Annotated in this window: 25 protein-coding genes and 1 pseudogene; 4 read left to right on the top strand and 22 right to left on the bottom strand. The window is 62.3% G+C overall.

What is annotated here, in order from left to right; all coding sequences use genetic code 11:
• The 12 genes and pseudogenes from AABB87_RS13375 to AABB87_RS13325 form a co-directional block, all read right to left on the bottom strand.
• Positions 1–374: GDP-mannose 4,6-dehydratase (locus tag AABB87_RS13375; RefSeq protein WP_341971688.1), on the bottom strand; the 374-nt coding region annotated here is incomplete at its 3' end.
• A 330-nt stretch (positions 375–704) separates the two neighbouring features.
• On the bottom strand, positions 705–1,463 hold the full coding sequence (locus tag AABB87_RS23100) for a nucleoside-diphosphate sugar epimerase/dehydratase (protein WP_445944866.1): 759 nt from the start codon (positions 1,461–1,463) through the stop codon (positions 705–707).
• 78 nt (positions 1,464–1,541) lie between these two features.
• Positions 1,542–2,126: pseudogene (locus AABB87_RS23095) on the bottom strand (sugar transferase); the annotation flags it as partial.
• A gap of 6 nt (positions 2,127–2,132) precedes the next feature.
• Entirely contained in the window at positions 2,133–3,326 is a 1,194-nt protein-coding gene (locus AABB87_RS13365; protein ID WP_341971685.1) for a DegT/DnrJ/EryC1/StrS family aminotransferase, read from the bottom strand.
• On the bottom strand, positions 3,323–4,033 hold the full coding sequence (locus AABB87_RS13360; protein WP_341971684.1) for a class I SAM-dependent methyltransferase: 711 nt from the start codon (positions 4,031–4,033) through the stop codon (positions 3,323–3,325). The genes AABB87_RS13365 and AABB87_RS13360 overlap by 4 nt, the downstream gene beginning before the upstream one ends.
• Complete coding sequence (locus tag AABB87_RS13355; RefSeq protein ID WP_341971683.1) at positions 4,030–5,256, bottom strand: glycosyltransferase family 4 protein; 1,227 nt, start codon at positions 5,254–5,256, stop codon at positions 4,030–4,032. Before AABB87_RS13355 ends, AABB87_RS13360 begins: the two co-directional genes overlap by 4 nt.
• Positions 5,253–6,356, bottom strand: coding sequence for a glycosyltransferase (locus AABB87_RS13350; RefSeq protein ID WP_341971682.1), 1,104 nt, complete (start codon positions 6,354–6,356; stop codon positions 5,253–5,255). The genes AABB87_RS13355 and AABB87_RS13350 overlap by 4 nt, the downstream gene beginning before the upstream one ends.
• Complete coding sequence (locus AABB87_RS13345; RefSeq protein WP_341971681.1) at positions 6,353–7,009, bottom strand: acyltransferase; 657 nt, start codon at positions 7,007–7,009, stop codon at positions 6,353–6,355. Before AABB87_RS13345 ends, AABB87_RS13350 begins: the two co-directional genes overlap by 4 nt.
• The gene (locus AABB87_RS13340) at positions 7,006–8,280 is read right to left on the bottom strand and encodes a lipopolysaccharide biosynthesis protein (RefSeq protein ID WP_341971680.1); all 1,275 of its coding nucleotides are present in this window, start codon (positions 8,278–8,280) and stop codon (positions 7,006–7,008) included. The genes AABB87_RS13345 and AABB87_RS13340 overlap by 4 nt, the downstream gene beginning before the upstream one ends.
• Positions 8,281–8,293: 13 nt before the next feature.
• A complete protein-coding gene (locus AABB87_RS13335; RefSeq protein WP_341971705.1) occupies positions 8,294–9,400 on the bottom strand; it encodes a DegT/DnrJ/EryC1/StrS family aminotransferase in 1,107 nt (368 codons plus the stop codon).
• A gap of 17 nt (positions 9,401–9,417) precedes the next feature.
• Positions 9,418–10,029 (bottom strand): acyltransferase, encoded by a 612-nt coding sequence (locus AABB87_RS13330; protein ID WP_341971679.1) that lies wholly within the window; start codon positions 10,027–10,029, stop codon positions 9,418–9,420.
• A 1-nt stretch (position 10,030) separates the two neighbouring features.
• Entirely contained in the window at positions 10,031–11,089 is a 1,059-nt protein-coding gene (locus AABB87_RS13325; protein WP_341971678.1) for a Gfo/Idh/MocA family protein, read from the bottom strand.
• Between the two features lie 138 nt (positions 11,090–11,227).
• On the opposite strand from AABB87_RS13325, the gene lysS reads away from it, so the two are divergent.
• Complete coding sequence (lysS, locus tag AABB87_RS13320; protein WP_341971677.1) at positions 11,228–12,751, top strand: lysine--tRNA ligase; 1,524 nt, start codon at positions 11,228–11,230, stop codon at positions 12,749–12,751.
• A gap of 132 nt (positions 12,752–12,883) precedes the next feature.
• Here the strand turns inward: lysS and AABB87_RS13315 are convergent, their stop codons facing one another.
• The 6 genes from AABB87_RS13315 to AABB87_RS13290 all read right to left on the bottom strand — a co-directional run bounded on the left by AABB87_RS13315 (position 12,884) and on the right by AABB87_RS13290 (position 18,996).
• A complete protein-coding gene (locus tag AABB87_RS13315; RefSeq protein WP_341971676.1) occupies positions 12,884–13,678 on the bottom strand; it encodes an enoyl-CoA hydratase in 795 nt (264 codons plus the stop codon).
• Between the two features lie 36 nt (positions 13,679–13,714).
• Positions 13,715–14,746 carry a DUF3108 domain-containing protein gene (locus AABB87_RS13310; protein WP_341971675.1) on the bottom strand — a complete coding sequence of 344 codons (1,032 nt, stop codon included), beginning with the start codon at positions 14,744–14,746 and terminating at the stop codon, positions 13,715–13,717.
• Between the two features lie 32 nt (positions 14,747–14,778).
• A complete protein-coding gene (locus AABB87_RS13305; protein ID WP_341971674.1) occupies positions 14,779–16,557 on the bottom strand; it encodes a M61 family metallopeptidase in 1,779 nt (592 codons plus the stop codon).
• A 3-nt stretch (positions 16,558–16,560) separates the two neighbouring features.
• On the bottom strand, positions 16,561–17,031 hold the full coding sequence (locus AABB87_RS13300) for a DUF3429 domain-containing protein (RefSeq protein WP_341971673.1): 471 nt from the start codon (positions 17,029–17,031) through the stop codon (positions 16,561–16,563).
• 75 nt (positions 17,032–17,106) lie between these two features.
• Complete coding sequence (locus tag AABB87_RS13295) at positions 17,107–17,832, bottom strand: DsbC family protein (protein WP_341971672.1); 726 nt, start codon at positions 17,830–17,832, stop codon at positions 17,107–17,109.
• Between the two features lie 54 nt (positions 17,833–17,886).
• Complete coding sequence (locus AABB87_RS13290; protein ID WP_341971670.1) at positions 17,887–18,996, bottom strand: FAD-dependent monooxygenase; 1,110 nt, start codon at positions 18,994–18,996, stop codon at positions 17,887–17,889.
• A 114-nt stretch (positions 18,997–19,110) separates the two neighbouring features.
• On the opposite strand from AABB87_RS13290, the gene ychF reads away from it, so the two are divergent.
• Positions 19,111–20,202 carry a redox-regulated ATPase YchF gene (gene ychF, locus AABB87_RS13285; RefSeq protein ID WP_058718678.1) on the top strand — a complete coding sequence of 364 codons (1,092 nt, stop codon included), beginning with the start codon at positions 19,111–19,113 and terminating at the stop codon, positions 20,200–20,202.
• 65 nt (positions 20,203–20,267) lie between these two features.
• Here ychF and AABB87_RS13280 read toward each other — a convergent pair whose 3' ends face one another.
• Both AABB87_RS13280 and AABB87_RS13275 read right to left on the bottom strand, forming a co-directional pair.
• A complete protein-coding gene (locus AABB87_RS13280; RefSeq protein WP_341971669.1) occupies positions 20,268–21,167 on the bottom strand; it encodes a TIGR01777 family oxidoreductase in 900 nt (299 codons plus the stop codon).
• 49 nt (positions 21,168–21,216) lie between these two features.
• Complete coding sequence (locus AABB87_RS13275; RefSeq protein WP_341971704.1) at positions 21,217–21,819, bottom strand: lipocalin family protein; 603 nt, start codon at positions 21,817–21,819, stop codon at positions 21,217–21,219.
• Between the two features lie 421 nt (positions 21,820–22,240).
• On the opposite strand from AABB87_RS13275, the gene AABB87_RS13270 reads away from it, so the two are divergent.
• Complete coding sequence (locus AABB87_RS13270) at positions 22,241–22,750, top strand: chemotaxis protein CheW (RefSeq protein ID WP_341971668.1); 510 nt, start codon at positions 22,241–22,243, stop codon at positions 22,748–22,750.
• A 186-nt stretch (positions 22,751–22,936) separates the two neighbouring features.
• Entirely contained in the window at positions 22,937–23,863 is a 927-nt protein-coding gene (gene rpoH, locus AABB87_RS13265; protein ID WP_341971667.1) for an RNA polymerase sigma factor RpoH, read from the top strand.
• A 106-nt stretch (positions 23,864–23,969) separates the two neighbouring features.
• On the opposite strand, the gene AABB87_RS13260 is transcribed toward rpoH, so the two are convergent.
• Both AABB87_RS13260 and cyoE read right to left on the bottom strand, forming a co-directional pair.
• Positions 23,970–24,599: an SCO family protein gene (locus AABB87_RS13260; RefSeq protein ID WP_341971666.1), complete on the bottom strand. Its 630-nt coding sequence runs from the start codon at positions 24,597–24,599 to the stop codon at positions 23,970–23,972.
• Complete coding sequence (cyoE, locus tag AABB87_RS13255; RefSeq protein WP_058718673.1) at positions 24,600–25,523, bottom strand: heme o synthase; 924 nt, start codon at positions 25,521–25,523, stop codon at positions 24,600–24,602.
• Between the last annotated feature and the right edge of the window lie 16 nt (positions 25,524–25,539).

Here is a 25,539-nt window from a genome sequence, read left to right as displayed (position 1 = left end):
GCGGCCTTGTCTTCTTCGCCCAGGCCGCTCCAGTAAGCGCGTGCCGCTTCCAGCAAGGTGTAAGTGCCTTCGATATTCGTGCGCATGAAGGCGCCGGGACCGCTGATGGAGCGGTCCACATGGCTTTCTGCAGCGAAGTGGATCAGGGCGCGGGGACGGTGCTGGCTCAGCAGTTGATCGACCAGGGCGCGATCACAGATATCGCCTTTGACGAAGGTGTGCCGGGCGTCACCTTGCAGCGAGGCCAGGTTTTCCAGATTGCCCGCATAGGTCAGGGCGTCCAAGGTGACCACGGGCTCGTCAGAGCCTTTGAGCCAGTCGAGGACGAAGTTGCTGCCGATGAAGCCGGCGCCGCCGGTGACGAGGATGGTCATGAATTCAAAAATGGAAAAAAATTAAAAACAAAGCTCGAGCAATTCAAAACACGATACTTACACGTCTACCGTGCTCGCAACACCACTAGAAGATGATGGCTTTATGAAAACACTCATACCGACCGACCAATTACCACCTATCCGATGAACTATATTTCGCAATACCAATTGAATTCAAAAAATTACGAACAGAAGGATGATCAAACTATTCACCCACACCCTTCGACAAAAACCAAATCATCCCTGGACGAAACGGAACTTGCGCCCTGAGTACCACCCCGGGACACGAACGCCCACACTACACCACCGATCAGTCATCAAATTATTCTCTTAGCTCAAACCATAGTCTGGCATTGAACCAACATCAGACATTAGCAAGACCGTCAACCCCGTACTCTTAGCTATTTCCACCACCCTATCTCGTTCAACCCTATCCGCTTCCGGCATTGCCACCAACACATGAGTGGCCCCAGCCAACACATGAGGCAAAAGCAAATCCGAAATGCAACCTTGCACACCAACTCCTGATACTCTCAGGCCATGCTTAGCAATATCGTCATCTAGGATCGCAAGAACGCTCCAACCCTGGTGCCGATGAATTGCAGCCACCATTCGGCATGCGCTTTCTCCTGCACCCAAAACAATTGCCCTTTTGCTTTCATAATACGGGCCGCCAGACTGCTCGCTGGCGTGCTCCCAAATCAAGCGATAGGACATTCGCACCAAAGCTAGTGCAAGTATGCAAAAGAAGGGATGTAGTACCAGTACCGCACGGGAAACACCCAACAGATGGGACAATTGAATCCAACACACGCTAAACAAGCCTGCACTTAAACAGGAAATTATTAGCCGCCTAAAATCATCCAAGCAAAAAAAACGCCAAAGCGCACGCGAGACGCCAAATACCGCGATCGCCAGCAAGTAGGAAGCCACAACCCCAATCAAGACAAAGTCATCATACCAAGGCCGCTCCGGCTGCCAACGCTCAAACCCCAGGCGAAAAAGATAGGCCGCATGCCAACAGCCGATTACGACAACTGAGTCAATTAAAACAGCATAGGCCCGCCCAACCCGGTTAAGGGTAGACATCCAGCGTTCGACCCCGCTCCAAAAACTCATGCTTTTAGTACTCAACACACCCCTCACGGAAGAAATCGCGGGCGCAAAAACAACCCCAAACGTCAATCCAATTACATGGAAATCTTTTGCAATTGTTTTATTATCTACATAATACAAAGAGTAGCGAAGTTTATCAGGCAAGATCACCTCAATATACTCACGCTCCGGATTTTCAGAACAAGCGAGCAGTTCATTCTCATTGCGATAATGAACGGACGCCAAATCGGTCACCCCCGGCCGTACACTCAACAACCGCTCTCGCCACAAATGCGGATAGTGTTGCACATACTTTGGAACTTCCGGGCGAGGCCCCACCAAACTCATCGTGCCGCGCAATACATCTATCAACTGAGGCAGTTCATCTAGTTTATACCGTCTAAGCAGTCCACCTATACGCGTGATCCGGGGATTTCCTGCAACAGTGATTTGCAAGGAATCAGGAGCAGCCAAATCACTCATCGTTCGGAACTTGAAGATGCGGAATAGCTTTCCCTGTCGTCCAACCCGTTCCTGTCGAAAAAAAATTGGGCCCGGCGAATCCAGCTTTATGGCAAGGCAAATAAATAACAAAATTGGTGCGAGTACTAATAAGCCTAGACAGGCAGCCGAAATGTCAATAGTCCTTTTTAACATGCATCGTCATTTTTTGGTAAACGAAAGTAGCCTTGCTCTGACTACGGAAATTACGCGCTGGACATCGGATTCAGTCATGGCACTGTAGAGCGGGATGCTAAAGCTGCGCTCATAAGCCTTTTGGGAATGCGGGAACTGCTCAGCCTTCAACCCGTAGCGATCACGCCAGTAGGGCTGCTGATGCAAGGGGATGTAGTGCACGCTGCAGCCGATGCCGGCGGCGAACATGGCCTCGATGAAAGCGTCGCGGTCAATGCTGGCCGCGTCACTCAGGCGCAGCACATACAAGTGCCAGGAATGCACATCGCCATGCGGTGCCTGCGGCGGCAAGATCAAAGGCAGGTCGGCAAAAGCCTGGTTGTAGGCCGCCGCGATCTGCTCACGCCGCGCTTGAAACGCCGAGATGCGCTTGAGCTGATGAATGCCCAGTGCCGCCGCGATATCGGTCATGTTGTACTTGAAGCCCGGCGCCACGATCTCGTAATACCAGCTCGGCACCTTGGCGGTGAAGCGGTCAAACGCGTCGCGGTTCATGCCGTGCAAGCGCATCACGCGGGCGCGCTTGGCCAACTCGGCATTGCGGGTCACCAGCATGCCGCCCTCACCCGTGGTCATGGTCTTGTTGGCGTAGAAGCTGAACACAGAGGCATCGCTGCCCATGGTGCCGATCAGCTCTTTTTCCAGCGTGGTCGGCAATGCATGCGCAGCGTCTTCCAGCACGCGCAGGCCGTGGCGGCGGGCAATGTCCAGAATCGCCAACATGTCCACCGCCAAGCCGGCATAGTGGACTGGAAGGATGCAGCGCGTTCTCGGGGTGATGGCCGCCTCAACCAGCTTGGGATCGATATTGAGCGTGAGCGGGTCAATGTCCACCAGCACCACATCGGCACCCAGATAACGCACCACCTCAGCGGTGGCGGTGAAGGTGTGAGTGGTGGTGATGACCTCATCGCCCGGGCCAATGCCCATAGCTTCAAGAGCCAAATGCAGGCCAGCCGTGGCCGAATTGACGGCGATGCACTCCAACTGCGGCTCATTCAAAAAAGCCGCAAAGTCCGATTCAAAGCGCTTGGCCTTAGGCCCGGTGGTCACCCAGCCTGAGCGCAAGGTGTCCACCACCTCATTGATTTCGTCCTCACCGATCTCGGGCAAGGCAAAAGGCAAAAAGGGCAAGTCGGATGGGGGCAAATCAGCACTCATGGTTTTTCAATCAAGCACAGCACATGGCTGCGCAGCAGGGGCAGGCTGTTGAACAGGGAATAAGCAGCGGGATGAATCTTGTTGCACACCCAGCGCGCCAGCGGCGGCGCCAGGGTCAGGCGTTGACTGCGCAAGCGGCCGTCCGGAAACAGCTCACGCACCCGGCGCAGAGGCACACCACGCACATCCGGATTGCGTGGATTGTCGACGATGAAGTCGTACCAGAGCACCGCCCCACCCGGTTTCAACCAGCGCCACATCGCAGCGGCCACCGCCTGCTGCACGCCATCGTTCAGCAGAGACGAAAAAACGGTGGACTGCAGCACGAAGTCCTGGCTCGCCTCTGGCACGGGCGCCACTGAGGCATCGCCCAGATGAAGCTGCAAGTCGGCGGGCAGCAGCGGCCGGGCCAGATTCAGGCGCTCGGGCAGCAACTCGATGCCGGTCAGGTGCTCGGGCCGCAGCCCCAGGCGCAGCATCTCCAGCAAGTTACCACCGGCGCCACAACCCACTTCGGTCAGGCGCCAATCGGCGGGCTGCCCCGGGCGCTGAGCCAGCAGCCGCAGCATGGCGCGCTGGCGCTCGTGCAGCATCTGCCAGACCTCGGGTCGCAGCAGGCTGTAACGATCCTCCATATGAGCTTGGTTGCGCTTGGCATAGCGGCTGGCCACTTGCGCCAACTCCTGCCCATGCTCCTGTTGGTTCATGGCTGCACGGCTTTCAAGAAACGCTGGGCCAGGATGGGATAGGTGTGGTGCGCCAGCACAAAGGCCCGGCCACGTTCGCCCATGGCCTTCAACTCCTCGGCGGGCAAGGCCGCCAAGCGCAGCACGCCCGCCTCCACCGCCGCCGAATCCTCGGGCGCCACGGTCAGGCCCGCGCCCGCTTCAGCCACTGGGTCGTTGCCCGCTTCCACCGAATGCAACACCGGCCGGCGCGCCATCATGTAGTCCATCAGCTTATTGGGCGCGATGCCAAAGCGATAGATGGGTGTGCGCTGCCAGCCGATGTAAGCGATATCGAAATGGGCCAGCAGGCCGGGGATTTGCGTCTTTGGAATCGGCTCGAACAGGGCCACATTGCCCAAGCCTTCCGCCCTAACCCGCTCGGCCAAACGCGGCTTTTCATGCCCGCCGCCCACCAGCACGATGGAAAGTTCGGGCGCACTTGTCTGCAGGCGCTTGGCGGCATCCAGCAGCACATCCAGCGCATTGGGCAAGCCATGCGATCCGGCATAGCCGAGCACACGGCGGCCCAGCGCCTTTTGCTCGCACAAATGCGTCAAAAGCGGCCCCGCAGCCAAAGGCTCCGCGACGGAAGTCCATTCATCCAGCGTGATGCCATTGGGCACGATGGCCAGCTTGGCCAGGTCCAGGCCGTGCGCCGCCATATGGCCTTGCGCCTTGGGCAGCATGGAGACCACCACATCCGCATCGCGGTAGGCGTCGTTCTCGGCCTTCTGGCACAGCAGGGCAAAAGGATGGCGAGGCGACATGCCCGAGAGTTCGATGGGCGAGAGCGGCCACAAATCATGCACCTCATAAACCAGCTTGGCATGACTCAGCTTGGCGATGCGCCGCGCCACCCACACGTCCATGGGATAGGTGCTGGAGGCAATCACCACATCGGGCGCGAAGTCCCGCGCCAGCACATCGGCATCACGCCAGACCTGGCTGCAGAAGGACCAGATATTGCGCACCCGGCCCAGGCCATTGCCCTGGTAGGCGGGCGTGTCGTACCAGCAGTAGTTCACCCCGTCGATGACTTGCACGCCGGGCTCTGGCGATTTGGCGCGCACATGCGATTGCGCCGACGCCAGGATCAACACCTGATGACCCATGCGCCGCCATTCCCGAGCCAAGTAAAAGGGCCGGAACTCCATGCCGTGCTGGGGCGAGCCAGCGTAATGGTTGATGAGCAAAATCTTCACGGCGGTGTTGTCTTCTTCTCTGAATCAAAGGCACGCAAGCGGGCCAGAAAGCGCTGCACGGCGGGGGCAAACAGGCCGTGGTGGCTGACCCAGTCGCGATTGGCCAGGCCTGCGGCTTCCGCCTGCGGCGCCAGCGCCAGCAACTGGGCATGCAGACCCGACAAGTCGCTTTCACCCAGGATCAGGCCGCGCGGGCAAGCTGCCTTTTCTTCAAGCAACTCATGATTCGCCGGCAGGTCCGACAGGATGGGCACGCAAGCGTGAGCCATGGCCTCCAAAACTGAGACGGCCACCGAATCACTCTGTGGCAGGCTGAAGTACCAGCGCGCCCGGGCGTACTGGCTGGCCTGGGCCTTGGCATCCAGCCGGCCGACGAAGCTGACCTGGGATGCGAGTCCCAAGCTCGCCACCTGGGCCTCCAGCGCAGCCCGCAAAGACCCGTCGTTAGCGACCACCAAGCTGGCCTCGGGCTCATGCGCGGCCACGGCAGCAAATGCGCGAATCACCAAGTCCGGCCGATAGATAGGCTCCAGCCCGCGATTGGCAAAAAAGCTCCACGGCGCTTTACGCGCGCCCAGCTTGGGCATGGCCTCCAGGCCGAAGGGAAAGGTCATCACCTCTCGCGCATCCAACTCGCGCATGCGCGCTGTCATGTGCTGCGAGTCAGAGGAACAGAGATCGCAGGCGCGCAAGATATTGCGGGTCAGCCAGCGGTAGGCCCAGCTCACATCAGGCGTGACCAAAATGTCGCTGCCCCAGGCCGAACCCACAATTCGGGCACGCAAATGCCAAACCCGCTTGGCCATCCAGGCCAGGGTGCCGTGCGAAGTCAGGTAATGCGCATGCAGCCAGTCGGCATTGACTTTCGCCAGCCAAGCGCCCAGCTTGGGCACTTGCTTGAGCAAAGCGATATTGCCGCCGCCATGCTCGGGCGAGGTATTCAAACTCAGGCGCTTGGCCGCCGGCACGAGGGCCTCGAACTCCGGCAAAAAGCCACGCGAGGACGCGGCCCACAGATCAACACCTGGGGCGGCCGCCAGGGCTCGCGCCCACTTCAGCAAATGCGGGCTCTCGCCATCACCGATCAGCACCAGCCTCATGCCTGTCCATCCTTAGTCGTCTGCGGTGCAACTGGCAACTCACCCGCCCAGGCCAGGTAATGGGCTTGCAACTCCGGGTGCTCGCGCAGCAGGCGCTCGTCCATGCGACGGGTGTCACCCACCTGCTTGGCCGGCTGACCGGCCAGGATGGCGAAGTCCGGGTGCGTGCCGCTGACCATGCTGTAGGCCGAAACGATGCTGCCGCGCCCCAGCACCGTGCCGGGCAAGAGCGTGGCGTGGGCGCCGACAAAGGAGTAATCACCAATCTCCACGGGCGCGGTGAAGTAGGCCTTCTTCTCGGCCGTGGCCACAAAGGCGCGGCCGTAGAGTCGAATGGCCGCATGGCTGGAGTGGGTGAAGATGCCAGTGAAGAAACCGATCTGGCAGCCCTCGCCAATGCGCAGGCCATAAGTGGCATCCAGCACGCTGAAGTGGCCGATGAAGACATGGTCACCCACATCCAGGCGCTCGCGCGCGAACACATGGCTGGTATTGCTGATGCGGGTGTGGGGCAGGAAGACGCCATCCCCGCGCACAAAGCCGCCCACCATTCGCGTGCCCCAGGCCCGCGAGGCCAGCATCTTGAGCTGCTGAAAGCGGCGGCGCCACCAAGGCGCTTTGAGATTGATTGCAGCACTCGTCTTCGTCGTCATGCCATCAAGCCTCCGCTTGCATCTGCATTTGCATCTACACCCGCACCCGCTTGAGCCCGGCGCGGCAGAGCCCAGAAAAACCAGCTGAAATAAAGCGTCATCGCCACCGATACACCCCAGGCCGCGCCCCACAAGCCGCCCCAGATCAAACCCAGCGCTAAGCCCGACACAAACAAGAACTGCCCCACCAGGGCCAGGCGCAAGGCCCAGGCCTGCTGCTGCCAGGCCATGGTCGCCACCGACAAGGGCGAGGCTACGAAATGCAGGGCGATATAGGGCGCCAAGCCGCGCGCCAACATGCCCGCATCATGCCAGCGCTCGCCGAACACCCAGGTGAACAAGGCCGGGCCAAACAGCATCAGGCCCAGCATCAGCGGCAAGGCCAAGAGGCAGAGCAAAAAAGTCAGCTTGCGCACCAAAGTCGCCGCCTCCGCCGCGCTTTGCGCCGCCACGAGGCGCGGGTAAAGCGCTTGCGACAAGGCGCCACCCACCAATCCGGCCGGCGCCTTCAAATAGCGCAGGGCCAAGGCCCAATAGCCGGCTGCGGCATCACCGCTCCAGGCCGCCAGAATCAGCATGGCCAAGCTGTCTTGCAAGGCGCCAGCAAAAGCATGCGGGGTGTTGAGCACGGGGAAGTCACGGTGCTTGCGCGCCATGGCGGTCAAGTCATCACGCCGCACCCGCCACAGCTGCAGCCAGCCGGCGGCCGGGGCCGGCCGCGCCAATAAGGCCGTCGTCAGCAAGCCCGCCAAGATCGGCCCCAGCAACAAACCCCAAACCCCAAAGTCCAGCAGACCCAGCGCCAGCTGAATCAAGGCGCCGCCGCCGTAAAGCAGCACCCGCCCGAGCGCCAACAATTGAAAACGCTGGGCTCGCGTGGCCCACATCGTCAGCCACTGCGTCGCCCCACCTGCCAGCACAGCCATGGGCAAAAGCAGTGCCGAGCCCTGCTGCTGCCACCAGGCCAGCGCCAAGCCCAACAGCACGCTGGCCAAGCTCACCGCCAGCAGCACGCGCAGGCATAAAGCCATCAGCACGCGCACGCGGCTCTCTTGCGTTTCCAGCGGCAACGCAAACTCGTAGCGGGCACAGCCCACCACGGCCAGATTGCTGGCCACGGCCCAGATGAAAGCGAATTGGCCGAACTGCCCCGGCGTGTAGATGCGGGTCAGCCAAGGCCCCAGCAACAGCGGCAGCAGCTGGGCCAGCGCGCCGCCCAGCAACAAAGTCAGGGTGGATCGCAGCAGGCCGGAGCGCAAGATCGCGCTCATGCCCTCATTGCTCTCATTGATCTAAACCGTCCAGGGCCTGAGCCAGGGCCTGAATCACCTGATCTTGCTGCCCCTCGCTCAAATCGGCACTCATGGGCAAGCTCATCACCCGCTGCGCGGCCCGCTCGGCATGCGGAAAGCTCTGGCCTTGCGCCCACTGGGCATAAGCCGGCTGCTGGTGCAGGGGCTTGGGGTAATGCACGGCTGTGGGCACGCCGGCGGCGCTGAGGCGTTCCTGCACCTGGCTGCGATTCTCCAGATGCAAGGTGAACTGGGCCCAGACGCAATTGCGATCCGGGCGCAGTGCGAGCTTTTGCACGGGCAGGCCGTCAAGCAGGGCTTGGTAGCGCGCGCCAATGTCCAAACGGCGAGCGATCTCCCACTCAAAGCGCTCCAACTTGGCGAGCACGATGGCGCATTGCAGCGTGTCCATGCGGCCGCCCACGCCCACACGAGTATGGGTGTAACGCTTGCTTTGGCCGTGCACGCGAATCTCGCGTGCGGCCTGGGCCAGGGCGTCGTCATCGGTGAACAGCGCACCGCCGTCGCCGTAGCAGCCCAAGGGCTTGCTGGGGAAGAAGCTGGTGGCGCCGAAGGTGGACAGGCTGCAACTCTTGCGGCCCTTGTAACTTGCGCCAAAGCTCTGCGCCGCATCCTCGATCACGGGCAGATGGCCATGCCGGGCTGCGATGGCCTTGATCTCGTCCATATCGCAGACCTGGCCATACAAGCTCACCGGCATGATGGCGCGGGTGCGGGGGGTGATGGCGGCTTCGATCAAGCGCACATCGATATTGCAGGTGTCGGGCTCGATGTCCACAAACACCGGCACGCCGCCCAGCAAAACGATGACCTCGGCCGTGGCGGCAAAGGTGAAAGGCGTGGTGATGACTTCATCACCCGGCTTCAGATCCAGCGCCATGAGGGCGATCAACAAGGCCTCGGTGCCGCTGGAGACAGTGATGCAGTGCTTGACGCCCACGAACGCGGCCAGCTTGTCCTCCAACTCCTTGACCTCAGGGCCCATGATGTATTGGCCGTGATCCAGCACACGCTGGATGCGGGCATCCACGCTGCTCTTGAGCGCAGCGTACTGGGCCTTCAGGTCGATGAATGGCAGGGCGGCGGCGTTGCTGCTCATGCTTGGCTTCCTTGTTCTTGTTCTTCTGACGTTGCGAGCAGAACCACTTGGCCGTCTTGCAATCGGTAACGATCGCCGGTATGCGGGCAAAGGTCTTCACCCTCGCCTTGCAAAGGCAGCTTCAGCCGTTCTCCAAAACGGCTCATCCAGCCGATCTGCCGGGCTGGCACGCCCACCATCAGGGCAAAATCTTTCACGTCTTTTTGCACCACGGCGCCAGCGCCCACAAAGGCATAAGCGCCAATCGTGACGCCACAGACGATGGTGCAGTTGGCGCCCAGCGTGGCGCCTTGGCGCACCAGGGTGCGGCGGTATTCATTCTTGCGCGCCACGGCGGCACGCGGGTTGTAGACATTGGTGAACACCATGCTGGGGCCGCAAAACACATCGTCTTCCAGCGTCACCGCGTCGTACACCGAGACATTGTTCTGGACGCGCACGTTGTTGCCGATGCTGACGTCATTGCCGACATAAACGCCCTGCCCCAAGGCGCAGCCCGCGCCGATGCGCGCGCCGGGGCTCACATGGGCGAAGTGCCAGACCTTGGTGCCATCACCCAGCTGCGCGCCTTCGTCGACGATGGCGCTCTCGTGCTTCCAATAGCTCATATCAAAACACCAGCGGCAAGCCAACACGTTGGCCATCGCGGGCCGAACGGTAAGCGGCGATCAAGATCTCCAGCGAGCGCAGGCCTTCATAGCCATCCACGGCCGCATCGGCCTCGCCACGCAAGGTCTTGATGACGTTGTCGTAGTACAGCGGGTGGCCGAAGCCGTAGACGCTCGTGGTCTCATAACTCGCGGCCTTGATGGCGGCATCCTCGGGCCGCTCATCGGCAAACTGCCAATGCTCGATCTTGTTGACGGCCGTGCCGCCGATCTTGACCGTGCCCTTCTCGCCCAGGATGGTGATGGAGCCTTCCAGATTCTGCGGATAGGTCAGCATGGTGACGTTGATAGACCCCAGGCCGCCATGGCGCAGGCGCACGCTCAGCACGCCGGTGTCCTCGGCCTCGATATCGCGGTCCAGAGTGGCGGTGTAGGCATGAACGCTGTCCACCGGCCCCACCAGCCAATCCAGCAAATCGACGTAATGGCTGGCCTGATTCATGAAGGCGCCGCCATCCAGATCCCAGCGGCCACGCCAGGGCGCGGCGTCGTAATAGCTTTGCGGCCGGGTCCAGAACACATTGACGGTGCTCAGGAAGATGCGGCCAAAGCGGCCTTGCTGAATCGCCTGCCGCACCGCTTGCACGGTGGCGTTGAGGCGGTTTTGCTTGACCACGAAGAGCTTCACCCCCGCGTCGCGGCAGGCACGCACCATGGCCATGCCTTCGTCGAACTTGGTGGCCATGGGCTTTTCGCTCAAGACATGGCGGCCGCTGGCGGCGACTTTGATGGCTTGCTGCGGATGCAGGCCGCTGGGCGTGGCCAGCACGACCACATCGGCGTCCGACTGGGCCAGCAGGGCGTCCAGGCTGGCAAAGCCTGCCGCGCCGGTGGCCGCCACCGCGGCGGCCAGGGCTTCAGGGCGGGTGTCGCACACCGCCACCAGCTGGGCGCGATCGCCGTGGGCGGCCATCGCCTCGATATGGTTCTTGGAGATACGGCCACAGCCCACCAAGGCAAAACGAATCGGGCGGTCAAGAATGGGGAGGTTCACGCTCATGGGAAGGGGCTCAAACGGCCCGGGCCTGCGGCTAAGAAAGAGGGCTGATTCTAAGAGCGCGGATGCGAGTAAACATCGCCACCTGCATTGCCTTGCCGCGCCTGCGCCTAAAATCACCCCAAATTCTTCGAGCCTACGATGACCCAGCACCTGCACGCCACTCCCCACCAAGCGCCCGCCCCCGTCGACGAGAACCAGCTCATCACCGAGCGCCGGGAAAAGCTCGCCGCTATTCGGGCCAAGACTGCCGTCCCCTTCCCTAACGACTTCAAGCCCAAGCACCGCGCCCTGCCCTTGGCGCAGCGTTACGGCGATCTGGACAATGAGACACTGGAGCCGCAAGCCGTGGCGGTCAGCATCGCCGGTCGCCTGATGCTCAAGCGGGTCATGGGCAAGGCCTCGTTTGGCACTTTGCAAGACGCTACCAGCCGCATCCAGCTCTTCGTCACCAAAGACGGCGTTGGCGAGGAAAGCTACGACGCCTTCAAGCATATGGACTTGGGCGACATCGTGGGCGCCGAGGGCACGCTGTTCAAGACCAAGACCGGCGAGCTGTCGGTGCGCGTCACCAATCTGCGCCTGCTGACCAAGAGCCTGCGCCCGCTGCCGGACAAGTTCCACGGCATGGCTGACCAGGAACAAAAGTATCGCCAGCGCTATGTCGACCTGATCACTGACGAGCATGCCCGTGCGCGCTTTGTGGCCCGCTCCAAGGCGGTTTCATCGATCCGCAGCTTCATGGTGGAGCATGAGTTCCTGGAAGTGGAAACGCCCATGCTGCACCCGATTCCGGGTGGCGCAAATGCCAAGCCCTTCATCACTCACCACAACGCCTTGGATCAGGAAATGTTCCTGCGCATTGCGCCGGAGCTGTATCTGAAGCGCTTGGTGGTGGGCGGTTTCGAGCGCGTGTTTGAAATCAACCGCAACTTCCGCAACGAAGGCATCTCGGTTCGGCATAACCCCGAATTCACGATGATGGAGTTCTATGCGGCCTACTGGACGCACCATGATTTGATGGACTTCACCGAAGAAGTGCTGCGCCACGCCGCCCGTGCCGCCACCGGCAGCGCCCGCGTCAGCTACGCAGGCAAGGAAGTGCATCTGGACGAGCCCTTCGCCCGCCTGTCGGTGCGTGAATCGCTGATCACTCATGCCGGCCTGACGGGTGAGGAGGCGGACAACGCCGAGTTGCTGCGCAGCAAGCTCAAAGAGCTGGGCGAAGAACCGCCCAAGCACTGGACCCTGCCCGAGCTGCAATTCGGCATGTTCGAGGCCGTGGTGGAAGAAAAGCTCTGGCAGCCGACCTTCATCATCGACTATCCCGTCGAGGTCTCGCCGCTGGCCCGCGCCTCCGACACCAACCCCGCCATCACCGAGCGCTTCGAGCTCTTCATCACCGGCCGCGAATACGCCAACGGTTTCTCGGAGTTGAACGACGCCGAAGACCAGGCCGCGCGCTTCCAATCGCAAGTGGCCAATAAGGACGCCGGCGACGAAGAAGCCATGTTCTATGACGCCGATTTCATCCGCGCGCTGGAATACGGCATGCCCCCCACCGGCGGCTGCGGCATCGGCATTGACCGCTTGATGATGTTGATCACCGACAGCCCGTCGATCCGCGACGTGATTCTGTTCCCGGCCTTGCGCCGCGAGGCTTAAGCCCTTCAACGCCCGCCGACCCCGAGTGGCTCGGGGGGCAGGCGCAGCGAGGTAAAGGAGGAGGCGAAGCCGGGGGACACGAGCTGAGCCTGCCCCCCCGAGCCACTCGGCCGCGGCAGACCAGCCCGGTCTTTAACGCTTACCGTGCTTGAACACCGGGGCGCGCTTGTTCAGAAAGGCGTCCATGCCTTCGCGCTGATCGTCGGTGCCGAACATCGCGTGGAAGACGCGGCGCTCGGAGCTGACGCTTTCCTTCAAGCCGCTCTCGAAGCTGCGATTCACCAGCTCCTTGATCAACTGCAGTGCCGGGGCGCTGAAACCGTTGATGGTTTCGGCGGCGGCCAGGGCCTCCTCGATCAGCTTGTCCGCCGGCACCACGCGCGACACCAAGCCGCTGCGCTCGGCCTCGGTGGCATCCATCATGCGGGAGGTCAGCAGCAGGTCCATGGCCTTGCTCTTGCCCACTGCGCGCGGCAGGCGCTGGGTGCCGCCGGCACCGGGGATGACACCGAGCTTGATCTCCGGCTGGCCGAACTTGGCGGTGTCGGCAGCGATGATGAAATCGCACATCATGGCCAACTCACAGCCGCCGCCCAGGGCGAATCCGGCCACGGCCGCGATCACTGGCTTCTTCACGTGCAGGATGGTTTCCCAGTTGCGCGTGATCATGTCGGTGCGCACGGCGCTTTGGAAGTCGTGCTGCATCAGGGTGGGGATGTCGGCCCCGGCCGCGAAGGCGCGCTCCGAGCCAGTCAGAACGATGCAGCCGATGCAGTCGTCGGCATCAAAGGCCAGCAAGGCATCGCCCAACTCGTCAAACAGCGGGTCGCTCAAGGCATTGAGTTGCTTGGGGCGGTTCAGCGTGATCAGGCCGGTCTTGCGTGGGCCTTCGCCGTGCACGCTGGTGATGATGCATTCGTAGCTCATGAAAAAACTCCTTTTGCGATGGGTAGGTCGGTCAGCTTAGTGAGAGGAAGTATCGGCGGCAGCCTGCAGCGCCGGGCTTTTCAACATCAGGTCAACAAAGGTCTGTGCATCTTGCCGAATACGGAGCCGCACAGGCAGATATTGCAGGCTGGGCGCCAGCCAGACTTCGGCCGTCATATCGCCGCCGGTGGCCAAGGCACTGGGGCGCAGATGCCAGGTGTTCAGCGGGCCCATCGGGGTCTGCAATTCCACTTGCCCCATAACCTCGTAACGCCAGCGGTATTGGCGCCGCGGCAGAGCCAGCGGAATCTCCACCACCAGGCCCGGGCGCAGCGTCTCGCGGCCGGTGAGGAAGAGCCAGGTCAGCTGCACAAACTGGCTGGCGGCGTCTTGCACACCCGCTGGCGCGACTTCGCTGCGTCCATCGGCCAGGGTCACCTGGCCAAGGTCGAATTGCACCGTGGCGCGTCGCCGCTGGCTGAGCACCACGCGGGTGTCTTCGTCATAGCGCTTGGGCGCAATGCCGGCACCGTCCAAAAAGCCATCGCTGCTCATGCGGCGCACCATCAGGGGCGCGATGCTGGGGCCCACGCTCACATCCAGATGCATTTGGTAGTGGCTGCCCTGGCGCAGCCACTCCACCTGTGCCTCGCCGTAGACGGCACCGCGGTAGTTGCCGGTCAGGTCGTAGCTGAGCCGGGTTGAGGGCGGCCATTCGGGCGCAACTTCATCAGACTGCGCCTCATTCAGCGCCAGCTCTGGCGCTGGCGCGACTTCCTCGGCATTCAAAGCCTCAGCAGGCGCAGACAGGGGCTCAAGCGCCGGGTCTGGCGCCAAGGGCTCGGTCTGCCAGGACTTGGGCGCGGCGCTGCGCCGGCTGTGAGGCCTGGCCTGCTCGACGGGTTTGACCGGCGGTGGCGCCAATTCAAGCGGCTTCAACTCACGCACAAAACTGGTCTGCAGGCGTGGCGGCATGGGCGTGGCTTGCTGCCAAAAATCGACCAACATGCGCAACTCAAGACTCAGCCAGACATGCATCAGCACGACCGGCAGGGCAAGGATGGCCAAGCCCCAACGGCGAAAAAAAGCTGCCCGGTTCTTCAGGCCGCCAGCCATGCCCGGCGCAGGGCGGTGACCCGCACAGCGGCCTTCTCCGCGGGGCTCAGCAGTACCGGCGCCCCTTCCACCTTGCTGGCCGCCGACAAGGCCGGCAGGTCCAGGCTCAACTCCAGCACCCGTTGGTCGCGCGCGATCAGCAAGCGCAGCTTGAGCTGCTGCGGCGCCAAGCTGAGCAAAGCATCCTCCAGGCGCCGCAAGCGCCAGCCATTGCAGGCCAGCAATTCATCACCCGGGCTCAAGCCCGCTTGCTGCGCCAGTGAATCGGCCAGCACCTGCTTGATCTGCACGCCGGCAACGGCTGACTCGCTGACCCGCAGGCCCAGGCGCTGCGCCAAGGTGGGCTTGTCGCTGCTCCATTGCACGCCGAAGCGCTCCAGCAAGAAGGGCAAGGGCAGATCGCCAGTACCGTGGACCCAGTGAGCGGCTTCCCGGCTCAGCTCAGGGCCGCCCAAGTCGGCCAGCAGCGCCATGATTTGCGCTTCATCGATGCCGCCACCCTGGCTTTGCTGCCACAGGCCGCGCATCAGCGCATCCAGGCTGGAAACCGGCCCCGCGCCACCACTGCCACTGCGCAAGCTCAGGTCCAGCGCCAGCGCCAGCAAGGCGCCCTTGCCGTAATAGCTGATGGTGGCGTTCGGCGTGTTTTCGTCCGGGCGGTAGTACTTGGTCCAGGCATCAAAGCTGGCTTGCGCCAGGCTCTGCACCATGCGCCCAGGCGTGGCCAGCACGCCGCTGACGGTGGCGGCCAGCAGCTTGAGGTAACGGGTCTCGTCGATCAGGCCGCTGCGCACCAGCATCAGGTCGTCGTAATAAGACGTGAAGCCCTCGAAGAACCACAGCAGCTCGGTGTAGTTCTCCTGCGCGTAGTCCAGGCGCATGAACTCCGCCGGCTTCATGCGCTTGACGTTCCAGGTGTGGAAATACTCGTGGCTGATCAGACCCAGCAGCTGCACATAGCCGTCGCTGGTTTCCGCCTGACCGAGGCGCGGCAGATTGCGGCGCGGGGCGATCAGGGCCGTGCTGGCGCGATGCTCCAGGCCGCCATAGCCCTCGTCCACGCAATTGAGCAAGAAGACATAACGCACAAACGGCAGGGCTTCGACGCGCTTGGCCGCCGGGCCGTGCCAGAACTCGATCTGGGCCGCGCAGATTTTTTGCGCATCACGCAAGAGCCGCTCACCGTCAAAGCCCGACCATGCACCGCTGACCACCACGGCGTGCGTGGCGCCACCGGCCTCAAAGCTGCCTTGCCAAAACTGGCCCAGCTCGAAGGGGTGGTCCAGCAACTCGTCGTAATCGGCCGCCAAATAGCTGCCGGGCGCAGGATTAGGCATGGCGCTGGCGATCTGCCAGCCGGTGGGCAAGACGCCAAACTCGATGCCATGCGAGGCCTGCTCACGGCCATGCACCCGCAAGCACAAGCTGGTGCCATTGAAGAAGCCGCGCTGCGCGTCCAGAAAAGCGGTGCGCACCGAGCTGTCAAAAGCGTAGACCCGGTAACGCACAACCAGCGCCTGGCGGCCGCTGCAGCGCACCTGCCAGCGGCTTTTGTCGAGCTGCTCCACCGCCACATCGCGGCTGCCTTGTGAGGCCTTCATGCCACTCAGATGGCGGGCGAATTCGCGCAGCAAATAGCTGCCCGGAATCCAACTCGGCAAACTCAGTTGCTGCACCGCGGCGGGTGCGGGCACAGTCAGTGTGATGTCGAAGTAATGGGTGTGCGGCTGGGCCAGCTCGATGCGATAGCTGATATCGGCCATGGTTCAGCTTCCCGCCGCGGCCAGGAAGCAGCACAGTGCTGCGACCGCGCTGAGGCGAAAGCGCAGGGTCAGCCAGCCCGACGCACCCAGCAGGGGGTATAGGCGGCGGTCCACCAAATAACAGACGATCAGCATTGCGCCATGCAGGGCCAGGCCGGCATAGGGCGGCATGATCACGCCGACCCATGCGACTGCGCTGGGCACGATGCCCCAAACAAAGGCGCGCGGCATATCGACCGGCTGCACAAAGGCCAAGCCCCAGTAAATGCCACCCAAGAAAGTGATGATCAGACCAGCGTAGGTGGACAGGCCGACGCTCACGTAATAGTGCGCATCAAGATTGCGGCCACCGAACAGCCACACCAGCAAGGCGCCAACCACAAACGGCAACAAACCCAGATGGCCAAGGCGGTGGGCAAGTGGGTGCAAGGCCACGGTCTTCAGCGTGCTGGGCTGAACTTCGGCAGGAGGCATGGTCAAAGAATCCGTTTGCGGAGTAAGGGGCTGACGATCAAAGAGGCGACGCCGTAAAGGCGCGCAAGCACAGGGTCAAGAAGACTTGCCCACGCTTTGCAGACGCTTTTCCAACTGGTCGGCGCTGATGGCCCCCGGCGCGCGGCTGCCGTCTTCAAAAATGATGGCCGGCGTGCCGTTGACATGATGGCGGCGCGACAGGGCCAGATTGCGCTCAATCGCGGCGTCATCGCAAGCGCCCATGGGCTTGACCGGCGCCTTGCCGTCCAGCATCCAGGCCTGCCAGCTGCTGGACGAATCTTTCGCGCACCAGATGGAGCGCGACTTTTCGGCCGAGTCGCCGCCCAGAATGGGGATCAAGAAGGTGTAGACGGTGACGTCCTTGACGTCTTGCAAGCTGCGCTCGAAGCGCTTGCAGTAGCCGCAGTTGGGGTCGGCAAACACGGCGATGCGGCGCTTGCCATTGCCGTTCTTCCAGACGATGGCGTCCTTCAAGGGCAGCGTGGCGAAGTCGATGGCATTGATCTTGGCCAGGCGCTCTTCGGTCAGGTTCTTGCGGCTCTTCAAATCGATCAGCTCGCCTTCGATCCAGAAGCTGCCGCTGGCATCGGTGTAGCGCAGCTCATTGCCGATGCGCACTTCCCACAGCCCGGCCATGGGGCTTTGGCGAACTTCGTCAATCTTGGGCAAACCCGTCAGGCGCTCGGCCAGGGCCTTGCGGATCACGGCTTCGTTGGCATTGGCCACCAGAGGCAGCGCGGCGGCGAGCAAAAGGCTCAACTTTAGGATCGAGGGGAACATGATTTAGGAGCCTTCAGCAAGAGCAAAAATGAATCGTGCAAAACCGGTAGTCGATCAGCCTAAAGCGCGGCCGATCAACCATTGTTTGAGGGGTGGCAAGGCGTTTAAAACGTTCATGCCGGTATTGCGCAAAGTGCGCAGTGGCGCCGCTTCGCTGGCAAACATGCGCAGCAGGCCATCGGTCAATTCACCCATGGCAAAAGTGTCGGCCTGGCGCGCCCGCACATAGCGGCGCAGCAGCTTTTCGTCACCCAGCGCACGCCAGCTTTCACGCTGGCGAATCACCTCGGCCAGCGCCGCCACATCGGCCAAGCCCAGATTCAAACCTTGGCCTGCCAAGGGGTGAACCAGGTGGGCCGCGTCGCCAGCCAAGGCCCAGCCCGGGCCGATCAAGGGCTCAGCCCGCGCCAGGGCCAAGGGCCAGGCGCAACGCTCACCCGCCAGGCGCAAGGCGCCGGCCTCACCCTGGCTGGCTTCATTCAAAGCGGTTTCAAATTCGGCCTCGCTGGCGGCCAGCAACTCAGCGGCACGCGCCTCGGGCAAAGACCAAACCAGACCGTAAGACGCGCCCGGCGCGGGCTTGTCAATCGGCAACAGGGCCAGGATGTCGGGTGAGCGGAACCACTGGCGCGCCACGCCTTGATGAGCTTGATCTGCCACTAGGCGCGCGGCAATCGCGCGGTGACCGTAAGCATGCTTTTCGAACTTGACGCCCAAATCGGCCCGCGCGGCGGAATCGCGCCCTTCGCACAGCACGGTCAGCTGCGCCGGCACGGCCGCGTTGACCATTTGCACATGCGGGGCGAACTTCAGGGCGGCGGCGAGTTGCTGCTCCAGCACGCCGGCGTCGACGATGAAGGCCAACTCGGCCACGCCCTGGCTCCAGCTGGAAAACTCCAGCAAGGCTCCGGCCGCATCGCCCTTGATCTTCATATCGAAAACCGGGGTAACGGCGTCGGCCGGCATGGCATCCCACACCTTGAGTTCACGCAGCAAGCGCACCGAGGCGGCATTGAGCGCATAGCTGCGCACATCCTCGCGCTGGGCTTGGCTGGCTTCGACGCTGCCCAACAGGGCGACGCGCAAGCCCTGCGCGCTCAACGCCAGAGCCAGGCTGCGACCCACGCAGCCGCTTCCACGAACCAAGACCTCACAGTTTTGCATGCGGGCATTGTAGGCAGGCTTGTGTGAATCGTTTGACAGCGGCGGGCGCTGCGCGGCTGCAGGCGACTAAAATCCCATCTTTGCGTCAAGCACTCCAAAGCCAGAAAGTCATCCATGAGTCTCAAATGCGGCATCGTTGGCCTGCCCAATGTCGGCAAGTCCACCCTCTTCAACGCGCTGACCAAGGCCGGTATCGCCGCTGAGAACTATCCGTTCTGCACCATCGAGCCCAATGTGGGCGTGGTCGAGCTGCCCGATCCGCGCCTGGACGCGCTGGCCGAAATCGTCAAGCCCGAACGCATCCTGCCCGCCGTGGTGGAGTTTGTGGACATCGCCGGCCTGGTGGCTGGTGCATCCAAGGGCGAAGGCCTGGGCAACAAGTTCCTCTCGCACATCCGCGAGACCGACGCCATCGTCAATGTGGTGCGCTGCTTTGAAGACGGCAATGTGGTGCACGTCAACGGCAAGGTCGACCCGATCTCCGACATCGAGGTGATCCAGACCGAACTCTGCCTGGCCGATATGGGCACGGTGGAAAAGAGCCTGCACCGCTACAACAAGGTGGCCCGCGCCGGTGACAAGGAAGCCATCGCCCTGGTCAAGGTGCTGGAGAAGTGCGAAGCCGCGCTGAACGAAGCCAAGCCGGTGCGCACGATTGATTTCAGCAAGGAAGAGCTGGTACTGCTCAAGCCCCTGTGCCTGATCACCGCCAAGCCAGCCATGTTCGTGGCCAATGTCTCGGAAGATGGTTTCGAGAACAACCCCTTCCTGGACCGCCTGAAGGAATACGCCGCCGCCCAGAACGGCCCCGTGGTGGCCATCTGCGCCAAGACGGAAGCCGAGCTGAGCGAGATGGAAGATGAGGACCGCAAGATGTTCTTGGCCGAGATGGGCCAGGACGAGCCCGGCTTGAACCGCCTGATCCGCGCTGGCTTCAGCCTGCTGGGCTTGCAAACCTACTTCACCGCTGGTGTGAAGGAAGTGCGCGCATGGACCATCCACAAGGGCGACACCGGCCCGCAAGCCGCCGGCGTGATCCACACCGACTTTGAACGCGGCTATATCCGTGCCCAGACCATCGCCTATGAAGACTTCATCACCTACAAGGGTGAGCAAGGCGCCAAAGACGCCGGCAAGATGCGCGCCGAAGGCAAGGAATACGTCGTCAAGGACGGCGACGTGCTGAACTTCTTGTTCAACGTCTAAGCCTTATCGGCTGAGCATCAAGGGCTGAGTCTCAAACTCAGCCCTTTTTTTGCGCCCTTTTACATTTACCGCTTCAAGAGCTGAGCCAAGGCAGGCCCCAGGGCCGGATAGCGAAAGCGAAAGCCCTGTGCCAGGGCCCGCTGAGGCACGGCGCGCTGGCCACCCAAGAGCAAGACCGACATTTCGCCCAGCGCCATCCGCAGCGCCCAGGCTGGTGCCGGCAATACCGCCGGCCGCTTCAGCGCCCCCGCCAAGGCCTGCGTGAAATCGGCATTGCGCGCCGGCTCTGGTGCACAGGCGTTGAAGGCGCCACGGCAGTCGGTGTGCTTGAGCAAGAAATCAATCAGGGCAATTTCATCCTCGAGATGAATCCACGGCATCCACTGCCGGCCACTGCCCAGGCGACCACCCAGCCCTAAGCTGAAGGGCAGACGCAGGCGCGCCAGCATGCCGCCACTCGCAGCCAAGACCGGCGCGGTGCGCAGCAGCACAACACGGATGCCCAATGGCTCGGCCTTCAGGGCGGCTTGCTCCCAGGCCTGGCACAGCTGCGCGCCAAAGTCCGCTGAACCCGCGGGGCGGCTTTCATCGAGTTGGCGCTCACCGCTATCGCCATACCAACCCACGGCCGAGCCGGAGATCAAGACCTCGGGCTTGTGCGCCAGCTGGGTCAGATAGGCCACCAACTCCTGAGTCAAATCAACCCGGCTGCGCCACAGGACCTGGCGTCGTGCAGCGGTCCAGGGCCGGTCAGCAATCGGCGCGCCGGCCAGATTGACCACGGCATCCAGCGGCCCGGCGTCCGCCAATTCACGCAAATGCGCAATGCCACGGGCACCGCTGCACAAGGCAGGCACACGCTCAGGCTGCCGGCTCCAGACGATCACTTCGTGCCCGGCCGAGCGCCAGTGGCTGCACAGGGCTCGGCCAATCAGGCCGGTGCCGCCAGTCATCAGAATGCGCATATGGGGATGTCCTTTGTGAGCATCAAATCAAGCACGACCCTTGCGCACCTCAAGGCACTGGGTCCTGGCGCGCCTGCGACACCCAAATCAGATCCGCCGTTTCGACCCCGAGCGCCTTGGCCCGCGCCGTGATGGCATCGCGCTGCGCCGGCGCCAGCACTTTGTCGCGCGACAGAATCCAGCAATAGCTGAAGTCGGGGCCCAGCACCAAGGCCCAGCGGTAGTCGGGATCCAAGGCGGCGACGTGATAGCCACCGTAGAACGGCCCAAAGAAAGACACTTTGAGTGAGCCGGTGGTCGGCTCACCAATGAATAAAGCCCGGCCCACCGCCTCACGCCATTGGCCGGTAGCGACATCAAAACCCCGGTTCAGCACCCGCACACTGCCATCGGTTTGGGCGCTGTAAGTGGCCGACACATCCGTCATGCCGCGCTCAAAGCGGTGATCCAGGCGCGCCACCTCAAACCAGCGGCCTTGGTAACGCTCCAAATCAAAGGGCTGGACGGCGGTGACGCCGGGCGGCGGGCTGGTGGACATACAGCCCGCCAAGACACCCAGACCGGCAAGTGCCAGCGCCAAGGCACCGCTGCGCAATGCACGCCGACGTGAGCGCGCAAGCCCTTGCGGCGCGGTGTTTCCAAGGAATTCGATAGGCACGGGGATATTCCTTTAAGGAGTCTGAGGCAAACACGCCAGCAGGGTTTGTGCGCACCAGCAATATGCACCGAATTGAGGCTGACGCGAGCGCCCAACATCTAAAGTGCAAACAAGCGCACCAAGCAAGGCTTTTGCGCTTGTCAATGATCAAGCCAGGCCAGACAGCCTACGCATCCTGTGCGAACATTGCCGGGCGGACTGGCTAAGGGCCTACGAAAGAATAGCCCTTTGGGAGGCGAAAAAAGTGCCCGCTCACCTCTTTGTGCATCTCGCTGATACCTGCCCGCGCGAACACCGAACTTTTCCGGGCTAGATCGCAGGATGCGCAAGGACAAGATTTGCGAAAATAGCAGCGGTTGATTCAGCAAACGAATCAACCCGTCCGATTTACCTGACTCAGACCTCGACACCCTACATGAGCGCCTCCACCGATCTGGTCCCCCAATCCGGCTCCCAAGCTCTGCAAACCACAGGGCAAGCACGGGCCGATAGCAAGCAGTTCCTGACCTTTCGCGTTGGCGAAGAGGAATACGGCATGGACATCCTGCGCGTGCAGGAAATCCGCTCCTACGAAGCCCCGACCCGCGTCGCCAATGCGCCCCAATTCATCAAGGGCGTGACCAATCTTCGCGGCGTGATCGTCCCCATCGTCGATTTGCGCATGCGCCTGGGCCAAAGCGCCGAGTACACCAGCTTCACCGTCACCATCGTCCTCAACGTCTGCCAGCGCATTGTTGGCATCGTGGTGGATTCGGTATCCGATGTGCTGGAGCTGACGGCCGAGCAGATCAAGCCACGTCCCGAGGTGGCCGCGGCGCTGGACGCCCGCTTCATCACCGGCCTGGGCAAGATCGGCGAGCGCATGCTGATCCTGCTGGACATCGACGCCATGGTGGCCAGCCCCGATTTCGGGCTGATCGACTAAAGCTGCGGCTAGCGAATCCCGGGGCCGAATAGGCCGCCTCCCACTGGCCAGACCCCGTCGGCGCACTACCCTGCTCTGCGCACAATTCATACACAAATCGCCCACGCCCTTACCATTGGCACTCTCTTTCGTAGAGTGCTAATATGGAATTCATCGAACCCCTCAGTTCGTAATCCGAAGGACGTAATGATGACAATGTCGACCCCTACTGCCACTTTGACCGTCCGTGACCCTTGGTCGCTGGTGCCGTCGCTGGGCAATCTGGACGCCTACATTTCCGCCGTAAACCGCCTGCCCCTGCTGACCCCGGAAGAGGAAAGCTCGGCCGCACGGCGCCTGCGCGATAGCGGTGACCTTGAGGCTGCCGGCCGCTTGGTGCTCTCGCATCTGCGCTTGGTGGTGTCCATTTCGCGTCAGTACATGGGCTACGGCTTGCCGCAAGGCGATCTGATTCAGGAAGGCAATGTCGGTCTGATGAAGGCCGTCAAGCGTTACGACCCGGATCAGGGCGTACGCCTGGTGAGCTACGCCATGCACTGGATCAAGGCTGAGATTCACGAATACGTGCTGCGTAACTGGCGCATGGTCAAGGTCGCCACGACCAAGGCGCAGCGCAAGCTGTTCTTCAATCTGCGCTCGATGAAGCACAGCATGAAGGAAGAGCAAAGCGACGACCTGACCCACCGCATGAGCCTGACCGAGGCGCAGTTGGACCATGTGGCCAAGGAATTGAACGTCAAGCGCGAAGAAGTGCTGGAGATGGAAACCCGCATGTCCGGCGGTGACGTGGCCCTGGAGCCGCTGACCGACGACGACGGTGAAGCCTACGCCCCCATCGCCTATCTGGCCGATGAGACGCAAGAACCGACCCGCGTCCTCGAAGCGCAAGCGCGCGACTCGCTCGCCAGCGACGGCATCAGCCGCGCCCTGGAGGCCCTGGACGAGCGCAGCCGCCGCATCGTGGAAGAGCGCTGGCTCAAGGTCAACGACGACTCCACCGGTGGCATGACCTTGCATGAACTGGCGGCCGAGTACGGCGTCAGCGCCGAGCGGATTCGCCAGATCGAGGTTGCCGCGATGAAGAAGATGCGCAAGACCCTCACGCCGGCCTGAGTTAGCTAGGCCGGGCCTCACGAGGCCCACACAAAAAAGCCCCTGCGGATTCGCCGGGGCTTTTTTTCGTCTGGCCCCGGCTCAACTCAGGGCGACACAGTTCGACTTACGGGCGCTCGGCCAGCAAGAGCTTGATGTCATCGGCCAAGGCCTGCGCGCCCGAGCCATAGCGGGAGAACACCCGCACGCGGCCCTGGGGGTCAAAGATGAAGCTGGCCGCCGTGTGGTCCATGGTGTAGCTCTCGGGCGTCTTGCCGGGCACCTTGGCGTAGAAGACCTTGAATTCCTTGGCCACGGCCTTGGTTTGCTCCTCGCTGCCGCGCAGGGCCACAAATGTCGGGTCAAAGCTATTCAAATAGGCCTTGAGCAGCGGCGCGGTGTCGCGCTCGGGGTCCACGGTGACGAAGATGCCCTGCACCTTTTCGCCATCCTGGCCCAGCATGCGTTTGACTTCCGCCAACTCGGCCAGCGTGGTCGGGCAAACATCTGGGCATTGGGTGTAGCCGAAGAAGACCACCACCACCTTGCCCTTGAACTCGGCCAGGGAGCGGCTGCGTCCGTCTTGGTCGCTCAGACTGATGCTGCGCGCATACTCCGCGCCCGTCAGATCCACGCCCTTGAACGCTGGCTTGCCAGAACCGCCCAAGCCGAGCTGATCACAGCCCGCCAAACCCAGGCTCAGGCCCAACGCGAGGGCCGCAGCCCAGCCAATCGATCGTCTTTTCGTCATCATCATTCAACGCGTCCAGGGCAAGAGGTAATGGTCCACCAGCAGGGCCGCAAACAGCAAGGACAGATGCAGGATGGAGAATCGAAAAGTGGCTCGCGCCAACTCGTCGGAATACTGTCGCCAGAGTTGCCAGGCATAGGTGCAAAAGCCCAGGCCCAGCGCCAGCGCACTGACCAGATAGATCCAGCCGCTCATGCCGGTCAAGAAGGGCAGCAAGGTGGCGGCCAGCAAGATCCAGGTGTAGAGAAAGATCTGCAAACGCGTGTACTCGGAGCCATGCGTCACCGGCAGCATGGGCAGGCCGGCCTTGCGATATTCCTCGGTGCGGTACAGGGCCAGCGCCCAGAAATGCGGCGGCGTCCACAGAAAGATGATCAGGCACAGCAACATGGCCTCAGGCCCCACCTCACCGCGCAGCGCCGCCCAGCCCAAGACCGGCGGCATGGCACCGGAAGCGCCGCCGATGACGATGTTCTGCGGCGTCATGGGCTTCAGCACCACGGTGTAGATGACGGCGTAGCCGATGAAGGTGGCGAAGGTCAGCCACATGGTCAGCGGATTGACCCAGAACCACAGAATCGCCATGCCCAGGCCGCACAGCACGGCCGAGAAGCTCAGCGTTTGTGCGCGGCTGAGCTGGCCTTTGGCGGTGGCGCGCCAGGCGGTGCGCTTCATCTTGGCGTCGATTTGCTGCTCGATCAGGCAATTGAAGGCCGCTGCCGCGCCGGCCACCAGCCAGATGCCCACGGTGGCGGCCAGGATGGCACCCCACTGCGCGCCTGCCGGCAAACCCGGAATGGCCAGCGCCATGCCGATGACCGCGCAGAACACGATCAGCTGCACCACGCGCGGCTTGGTCAGCTGGTAATACTGCTGCCAGCGCGAGCTGGGGGCCGGGGACGCGGCCGGGACGGAAGGATTGGATGACATAGGACTCTAAAAACGA

Origin of the sequence: Roseateles sp. PN1 (genome assembly GCF_038419725.1) — a bacterium.
GTDB lineage: Bacteria > Pseudomonadota > Gammaproteobacteria > Burkholderiales > Burkholderiaceae_C > Paucibacter_A.
The sequence above is the reverse complement of the archived record's forward strand: the minus strand, read 5'-3'. Positions and strand labels throughout refer to the sequence as shown.

Bases quoted from the DNA above. Each gene is read 5' to 3' on its own strand.
- AABB87_RS13345 (WP_341971681.1), bottom strand. From the start codon at position 7,009: ATGACGACGAAGACGAGTGCTGCAATCAATCTCAAAGCGCCTTGGTGG.
- AABB87_RS13315 (WP_341971676.1), bottom strand. From the start codon at position 13,678: ATGAGCTACGAATGCATCATCACCAGCGTGCACGGCGAAGGCCCACGC.
- AABB87_RS13290 (WP_341971670.1), bottom strand. From the start codon at position 18,996: ATGCAAAACTGTGAGGTCTTGGTTCGTGGAAGCGGCTGCGTGGGTCGC.
- AABB87_RS13260 (WP_341971666.1), bottom strand. From the start codon at position 24,599: ATGATGATGACGAAAAGACGATCGATTGGCTGGGCTGCGGCCCTCGCG.
- AABB87_RS13340 (WP_341971680.1), bottom strand. From the start codon at position 8,280: ATGAGCGCGATCTTGCGCTCCGGCCTGCTGCGATCCACCCTGACTTTG.
- AABB87_RS13270 (WP_341971668.1), top strand. From the start codon at position 22,241: ATGAGCGCCTCCACCGATCTGGTCCCCCAATCCGGCTCCCAAGCTCTG.
- AABB87_RS13300 (WP_341971673.1), bottom strand. From the start codon at position 17,031: ATGCCTCCTGCCGAAGTTCAGCCCAGCACGCTGAAGACCGTGGCCTTG.
- AABB87_RS13280 (WP_341971669.1), bottom strand. From the start codon at position 21,167: ATGCGCATTCTGATGACTGGCGGCACCGGCCTGATTGGCCGAGCCCTG.
- lysS (WP_341971677.1), top strand. From the start codon at position 11,228: ATGACCCAGCACCTGCACGCCACTCCCCACCAAGCGCCCGCCCCCGTC.
- ychF (WP_058718678.1), top strand. From the start codon at position 19,111: ATGAGTCTCAAATGCGGCATCGTTGGCCTGCCCAATGTCGGCAAGTCC.
- AABB87_RS13330 (WP_341971679.1), bottom strand. From the start codon at position 10,029: ATGAGCTATTGGAAGCACGAGAGCGCCATCGTCGACGAAGGCGCGCAG.
- AABB87_RS13350 (WP_341971682.1), bottom strand. From the start codon at position 6,356: ATGAGGCTGGTGCTGATCGGTGATGGCGAGAGCCCGCATTTGCTGAAG.
- AABB87_RS23100 (WP_445944866.1), bottom strand. From the start codon at position 1,463: ATGTCTACCCTTAACCGGGTTGGGCGGGCCTATGCTGTTTTAATTGAC.
- AABB87_RS13365 (WP_341971685.1), bottom strand. From the start codon at position 3,326: ATGAGTGCTGATTTGCCCCCATCCGACTTGCCCTTTTTGCCTTTTGCC.
- AABB87_RS13360 (WP_341971684.1), bottom strand. From the start codon at position 4,033: ATGAACCAACAGGAGCATGGGCAGGAGTTGGCGCAAGTGGCCAGCCGC.
- rpoH (WP_341971667.1), top strand. From the start codon at position 22,937: ATGATGACAATGTCGACCCCTACTGCCACTTTGACCGTCCGTGACCCT.
- AABB87_RS13325 (WP_341971678.1), bottom strand. From the start codon at position 11,089: ATGAGCGTGAACCTCCCCATTCTTGACCGCCCGATTCGTTTTGCCTTG.
- AABB87_RS13305 (WP_341971674.1), bottom strand. From the start codon at position 16,557: ATGGCCGATATCAGCTATCGCATCGAGCTGGCCCAGCCGCACACCCAT.
- cyoE (WP_058718673.1), bottom strand. From the start codon at position 25,523: ATGTCATCCAATCCTTCCGTCCCGGCCGCGTCCCCGGCCCCCAGCTCG.
- AABB87_RS13295 (WP_341971672.1), bottom strand. From the start codon at position 17,832: ATGTTCCCCTCGATCCTAAAGTTGAGCCTTTTGCTCGCCGCCGCGCTG.